At 64.6% G+C, this 6,440-nt stretch carries 5 protein-coding genes; 4 read left to right on the top strand and 1 reads right to left on the bottom strand.

The window, feature by feature from the left end; translation table 11 throughout:
- The coding region (locus GFY24_RS24140) for an AMP-binding protein (protein ID WP_153807337.1) at positions 1–907 on the bottom strand (907 nt) is incomplete at its 3' end.
- Between the two features lie 344 nt (positions 908–1,251).
- On the opposite strand from GFY24_RS24140, the gene GFY24_RS24135 reads away from it, so the two are divergent.
- From GFY24_RS24135 to GFY24_RS24120, 4 genes are read left to right on the top strand one after another with little or no spacing between them, the layout of a single operon-like run.
- A complete protein-coding gene (locus GFY24_RS24135) occupies positions 1,252–2,805 on the top strand; it encodes an ABC transporter substrate-binding protein (protein ID WP_153807390.1) in 1,554 nt (517 codons plus the stop codon).
- A 56-nt stretch (positions 2,806–2,861) separates the two neighbouring features.
- A complete protein-coding gene (locus GFY24_RS24130; RefSeq protein ID WP_153807336.1) occupies positions 2,862–3,788 on the top strand; it encodes an ABC transporter permease in 927 nt (308 codons plus the stop codon).
- A complete protein-coding gene (locus tag GFY24_RS24125; protein ID WP_153807335.1) occupies positions 3,781–4,740 on the top strand; it encodes an ABC transporter permease in 960 nt (319 codons plus the stop codon). The genes GFY24_RS24130 and GFY24_RS24125 overlap by 8 nt, the downstream gene beginning before the upstream one ends.
- 5 nt (positions 4,741–4,745) lie before the next feature.
- Positions 4,746–6,434, top strand: a complete 1,689-nt coding sequence (locus GFY24_RS24120; RefSeq protein WP_309231266.1) for an ABC transporter ATP-binding protein — start codon at positions 4,746–4,748, stop codon at positions 6,432–6,434.
- The last annotated feature ends 6 nt before the right edge of the window (positions 6,435–6,440 follow it).

The raw sequence follows: 6,440 nt of genomic DNA, 5'->3' as shown, positions 1-6,440 counted from the left end.
CGGTGCACCAGTACACATCGGCACCCGGCTTGTGATCGAACACGTAATTGTGGGTGTACGAGGTCTGCGTCAGGTAGCCACCGGAGGTGTGCAGGATGCCCTTGGGCTTACCCGTGGTCCCGGAGGTATACAGGATGAACAGCGGATGCTCGGCATCGAACGCTTCGGCCTCATGCTCGGGCGAAGCGTTCGCGACGGTCTCGTGCCACCACACGTCGCGGCCCTCGACCATGGCCGTGTCGATCCCGGTGCGGTTGACCACCAGCACCTGCTCGACGCTCGAATCGCCTTCTGCGAGAGCCTCATCCACCGCTTCCTTGAGCGGGGCGGGCTTACCGCGCCGCCACTGCCCGTCGGTGGTGATGACGAGCCGGGCCGACGCGTCGTCCACGCGCTGGCGCAGGGCGCTGGGGGAGAAGCCCGCGAACACGACCGAATGCGTCAGTCCCAGCCGGGCGCAGGCCAGCATGGACACGATGGCCTCGGGCACCATCGGCATGTAGATGGCGACGCGATCCCCGGCGACGAGCCCGATGGAGGTCAGGTAATTGGCGGCGCGGGACACCTCGGCCAGCAGTTCGGCGTAGGTGATGGCGCGGGAATCTCCGGGCTCGCCCTCCCAGTGGATGGCGACCTGGTCGCCGTGCCCGTCCAGCACATGCCGGTCGACGCAGTTGTAGGCGACGTTCAGCTTGCCGCCCACGAACCATTCGGCGAAGGGGGCGTTGTCCCAGTCCAGTACCCGATTCCACGGTTGCGCCCAGTGCAGTCGCTGCGCCTGCTCGGCCCAGAAGCCCTCGCGGTCGGCGGCAGCCCGCTCGTAGAGAGAGGCGTCGGCGTTGGCGGCGTCGGCGAACTCAGCGCTCGGTGGATAGGCATCCAGGTGATCGGCGGTGGTTTCGGTCATCTCTCTCTTCTTCTCTCGCGCGTGCAGGTCGCGGGGTGACCGCGGCCACGTTCGACCCTAACCGAGTGTGACCAGGGGTGGGTGCGGCTGTCTCATTGTGCAAAGTGTCAGGTGCGACCCCGGGTCCGAGCCGATCATGTTGCCGGATTGCTAACTCAGCGAACAATCCGGTTTCGAACCGCTGAAATCTCCGTGTCGGACGGTTACTGTCCGATTCACCCAAGGCGGATCGTCGATAGCGCTGAAGGACCTCGGCGCGCATCACCGTCCCCCTCGCCATTCCGGAAACCGGGAGAAATGCGTTGAGAATAAAGACGATAACCGCGGTGGCGGCCACAGCGCTGATGGCCACGAGCTTCGCGCTGACCGGCTGCTCGTCCGGCGGCGGCGACAGTACCGACTTCGTCACCGTCAACGGCGGTGAACCGCAGAAACCGTTGGTGCCCACCGATGTCAACGAGAATATGGGCGGCCGGGTGGTGGACCGGCTGTGGGCCGGTCTGAAGTACTACGACGCCGGTGGCAAGGCGACAAACGAAGTGGCACAGTCGATCGACACCACCGACCGGCAGCATTACAAGATCACGCTGAAGGACTGGAAGTTCACCGACGGCACCGCCGTGACGGCCAAATCGTTCGTCGACGCCTGGAACTACGGCGCGCTCGGCACCAACGGTCAGCTGCAGAACGCGGCCTTCTCCGAGATCGCCGGTTACGACGACGTTTCGGCGGATCCGCCCAAGGCACAGACCCTTTCGGGGCTGAAGGTGATCGACGACCACACCTTCACCATCGATCTGAAAGAGCCCTCGATCGACTTCGAGTTGGAGCTCGGCTACGCGCCGTTCTATCCGATGCCGGAGTCGTTCTTCAAGGACACCAAGGGATTCGGCGAACACCCGATCGGCAACGGCCCATACAAGTTCTCCGACTGGCAGCACAATGTCCAGATCGATGTCGTGCCCAACCCGGACTATCACGGCGGCCGCCCGGCCAAGAACAAGGGCCTGCGGTTCGTGATGTACCAGTCCTACGACACCGCCTACGCCGATCTGCAGGCCGGCAATCTCGACGCGCTCGACATCATTCCGGACAGCGCACTGGCCACCTATAAGAAGGACCTCGGCGACCGCGCCATCCAGCACCCGATCGCCTACAGCCAGCACATCGGCATCCAGCCGACGGTCGCGCACTTCGGCGGCGCCGAAGGCGTCCTACGGCGCAAGGCCATTTCGATGGCCATCAACCGGGATCAGATCGCGGACAACATCTTCCACGGCACCCGCGTCGCCTGCCAGGACTTCACGGCGTTCACGCTGCCCGGCTTCCGCGGCGGCCTGCCCGGCTCCGAGGCACTGAAGTTCAACCCCGACGAGGCCAAGAAGTTGTGGGCGCAGGCCAACGCCATCTCGCCGTGGTCGGGCTCCTTCCAGATCGGCTACAACGCCGATGGCGGACATCAGGGCTGGATCGAAGCGGTCGCCAACAGCGTCAAGAACACCCTCGGCATCGACTCGGTCGGCGTGCCCTACCCGACGTTCAAGGGCATCCGCGACGAGATCACCAACAAGACCATCGGCAAAGCCTTCCGCTACGGCTGGCAGGGCGACTACCCGTCGATGTTCGAATTCCTGACCCAGCTGTACCTCACCGGATCCGGCTCCAACAACACCCAGTACTCCAGCCCCGAATTCGATCAACTGCTGACCAAGGCGCAGGCCGCCGCCACCCCGGAGGCCGCCTACGACATCCTGGCCCAGGCACAGACGGTGCTGTTCAAGGACATGCCCGATATCCCGATCTTCGACTACAACGTCGCGGCCGGGCGCTCTGACAAGGTGAAGAAGGCGGAGGTCAGCTGGTCGGGCCTGTTCGACTTCGAGAACATCGAGAAGTAACCGCCGCCGGGGGTCGCGCGAACGCCGCGACCCCCGTCCGCTCATTGGAGTGAAACATGGCTTGGTATGTCGTGCGGCGGCTGCTCCAGATGATCCCGGTCTTCCTCGGAGCGACGTTCCTCATCTACGCGATGGTGTTCCTGATCCCGGGCGACCCGATCCAGGCGCTCGCCGGGCAAAAACAGATGACCCCGGCCGTCGAGACCGCGCTGCGGGCGCGCTATCACCTCGATCAGCCGTTCTTCATTCAATACCTGGAATACCTGAAAGGCATTGTCACCCTTGACTTCGGCACCTCGTTCTCCGGACGACCGGTGCGCGAGGAACTGGCCCGCGCCTTCCCCATCACCTTCCGGCTCGCCGTCATGGCCGTCTGCATCGAATTCGTCTTCGGGGTGGCCTTCGGACTCGTCGCCGGACTGCGCAAGGGCAAACTCTTCGACTCCACCATGCTGGTGCTCAGCCTCGTCATCATCGCCGTGCCGATCTTCGTCGTCGGCTTCCTGGCGCAATACCTGCTCGGCGTGAAATGGGGTATCGCACCGGTCACCGTCGGCGGCAAGGCGAGCTTCACCGACCTGCTGGTGCCCGCGTTCGTACTGGGCTCACTCTCCTTCGCGTATGTGCTGCGGCTGACTCGAAACTCGGTGGCGGAGAACATGTCCGCCGACTACGTGCGCACCGCGACCGCCAAGGGATTGAGCCGGCGACGGGTGATCGTGGTGCACATCCTGCGCAACTCGCTCATCCCGGTGATCACCTTCGTCGGCACCGACCTCGGCTTCCTGATGGGCGGCGCGGTCGTCACCGAGGGCATCTTCAATATTCCGGGCGTGGGCGGCACGCTGTACCAGGCGATCACCCGCGGTGAACCGCCCACGGTGGTCGCCTTCGTGACCGTGCTGATCGTCATTCTGCTGCTGACCAATCTGATCGTCGATCTGCTCTATGCCGCACTCGATCCGAGGATCCGCTATGTCTGACACAGAGCTCGGAATATCCGAAATCCGGCCCGGGCAAGAGCATTTCGTCGCACCGCCGGACGAAGTGGAGGTGCTCGCCACCGACCGGCTGGACGAAACCGCGGCACCGACCAGCGTGTGGCACGAGGCGTGGAAACAGTTGCGGCGCAACCCGATCTTCATTATCGCGGCGCTGTTGATCGTGTTCATCGTGCTGGTCGCGATCTGGCCGCGGCTGTTCACCAGCGTCGATCCGCGTTACTGCAGCGGCGATTTCAGCATGCATCCGCCGAGTAGCGGCCATCCGTTCGGCTACGACAAGCAGGGCTGTGACATCTACGCCCGGACCATCTACGGGGCACGGGCATCGGTCGCGACCGGACTCGGTGCCACCCTGCTGTTCGTACTGCTCGGCGGCACCCTCGGCGCCATCGCCGGGTACTACGGCGGCCTGCTGGACTCGGTGATCTCACGCATCGCGGAGATATTCTTCGCGCTGCCGCTGACCCTGGCCGCGATCGTGCTCATGCAGCTGCTCGCCACCCGCACCATCTGGACGGTCATGCTGACACTGGCCTCGTTCAGCTGGCCACAGGCGGCGCGTATCGCCCGCGGCGCGGTGATCCAGGCACGCAACAGCGAATACGTCACCGCGGCACAGGCATTGGGGGTGACCAGATTCCGGACGCTGGTGCGGCATGTGCTGCCGAACTCGGTGAGCCCGCTGATCGTGGTCAGCAGCATCTCACTGGGCGTCTTCATCGTCACCGAGGCCACGCTGTCGTACCTGGGCGTCGGGCTCTCCCGGCAGATCGTGTCCTGGGGTTCGGATATCGCCGCGAATCAGAAGGAGATTCGCACCTCCGCCATCCTGTTCTATCCGGCGACCGCGCTGGCGCTCACCGTGCTGAGCTTCATCATGCTCGGCGACGCGGTGCGTGACGCCCTGGATCCCAAGTCCCGGAAGAGGTGACGACCGTGACCGAACCACTGCTCGAGGTCCGCGACCTGAATGTCTGCTTCACCTCGGAGGGGAAACGGATTCCCGCCGTGCGCGGGGTGAATCTGTCGGTGTACCCGGGCCAAACCGTCGCCATTGTCGGTGAATCCGGGTCCGGCAAGTCGACCACCGCGCACGCCATCATCGACCTGCTGCCCGGCAGCGGGGAGATCACCGACGGCTCCATCATGTTCGGCGGCAAGGATCTCGCCAAAGCATCGAAGCGGGAGATCGAAGGCGTGCGCGGCAAGGGGATCGGCTTCGTGCCACAGGACCCCATGTCCAACCTGAACCCGGTGTGGAAGGTCGGCTTCCAGATTCGGGAAACGTTGGAGGCCAACGGAATTGCCAAGGGTGCGGCCGCGAAACAGCGTGCGGTCGAACTGCTCGCCGAGGCCGGCATGCCAGATGCCGAGCGGCGGGTCAATCAGTATCCGCACGAATTCTCCGGCGGCATGCGCCAGCGCGCGCTCATCGCCGTCGGATTGTCCTGCCGCCCCGCACTACTCATCGCCGATGAGCCCACCTCCGCGCTGGATGTCACCGTGCAGCGGCAGATCCTGGACCACCTCGATACGCTCACCAGCGAACTCGGTACGGCCGTGCTGCTCATTACGCACGACCTCGGACTGGCCGCCGAACGCGCCGAACACCTGGTGGTGATGTACCGCGGCAAGGTGGTGGAATCCGGTCCGGCACAACAGATCCTGCGCGAACCCCAGCACCTGTACACCAAGAAGCTGGTGAACTCCGCGCCGTCGCTGGCCTCGCAGCGGCTCTCCTCGGTCCGGCAACGCGCGGAAGTACGCGCGCAAGCCATTCAAGTGGCGGAGCAACTGGCCGAGACCGATGCCGAATTCGCCAGTGCCCCAGATGAAGTGCTCGTGGTGGAGAACCTCACCAAGGTCTACAAGATCCGCGGCAGTACCCCGTGGAAATCCAGCGACCTGGTCGCCGTCGACGACGTCTCCTTCAAGCTGAGTCGCGGCACCACCACCGCCATCGTCGGCGAATCCGGCTCCGGCAAATCCACTGTCGCGCAGATGGTGCTGGGCCTGCTCGCACCCACCTCCGGGCATGTCAGCTTCGACGGGCGCGCGGTGGCGAATCTGAATGCCAAGGCCGCCTTGGCATTCCGGCGTCGAGTCCAACCGGTCTTCCAGGATCCGTACGGGTCACTGGACCCCATGTACTCCATCTATCGCACCATCGAGGAACCACTGCGCACACACCGCATCGGCACCCCGAAGGAGCGTGAGGCCACCGTCCGCGACCTGCTCGACAAGGTCTCACTGCCCGCCTCGGTCATGCGCCGCTACCCCAATGAACTCTCCGGTGGCCAGCGTCAGCGGGTAGCCATCGCCCGCGCCCTGGCCCTCTCCCCGGAACTGGTCGTCTGCGACGAGGCCGTCTCCGCCCTCGACGTCCTCGTCCAGGCCCAAATCCTGCAACTGCTCAACCAACTCCAGGCCGAACTCGGCCTGTCCTATCTCTTCATCACCCACGACCTTGCCGTCGTCCGCCAAATCGCCGACAACGTGGTGGTAATGCAAGCCGGAAAGGTCGTGGAAGCCGCCCCCACCACCGAAGTCTTCGACAACCCGCAATCCCCCTACACCCGGCGCCTGCTCGAAGCCATCCCCGGCCGAGACCTGCTCGCGGGCTGACGAAAC

The organism is Nocardia sp. SYP-A9097 (assembly GCF_009649815.1).
In the GTDB taxonomy this organism is placed as follows: domain Bacteria; phylum Actinomycetota; class Actinomycetes; order Mycobacteriales; family Mycobacteriaceae; genus Nocardia.
Note: the sequence above shows the minus strand (reverse complement) of the source record. Positions and strands in the feature narration are given on the sequence as shown.

Bases quoted from the DNA above. Each gene is read 5' to 3' on its own strand.
- GFY24_RS24135 (WP_153807390.1), top strand. From the start codon at position 1,252: ATGGCCACGAGCTTCGCGCTGACCGGCTGCTCGTCCGGCGGCGGCGAC.
- GFY24_RS24130 (WP_153807336.1), top strand. From the start codon at position 2,862: ATGGCTTGGTATGTCGTGCGGCGGCTGCTCCAGATGATCCCGGTCTTC.
- GFY24_RS24125 (WP_153807335.1), top strand. From the start codon at position 3,781: ATGTCTGACACAGAGCTCGGAATATCCGAAATCCGGCCCGGGCAAGAG.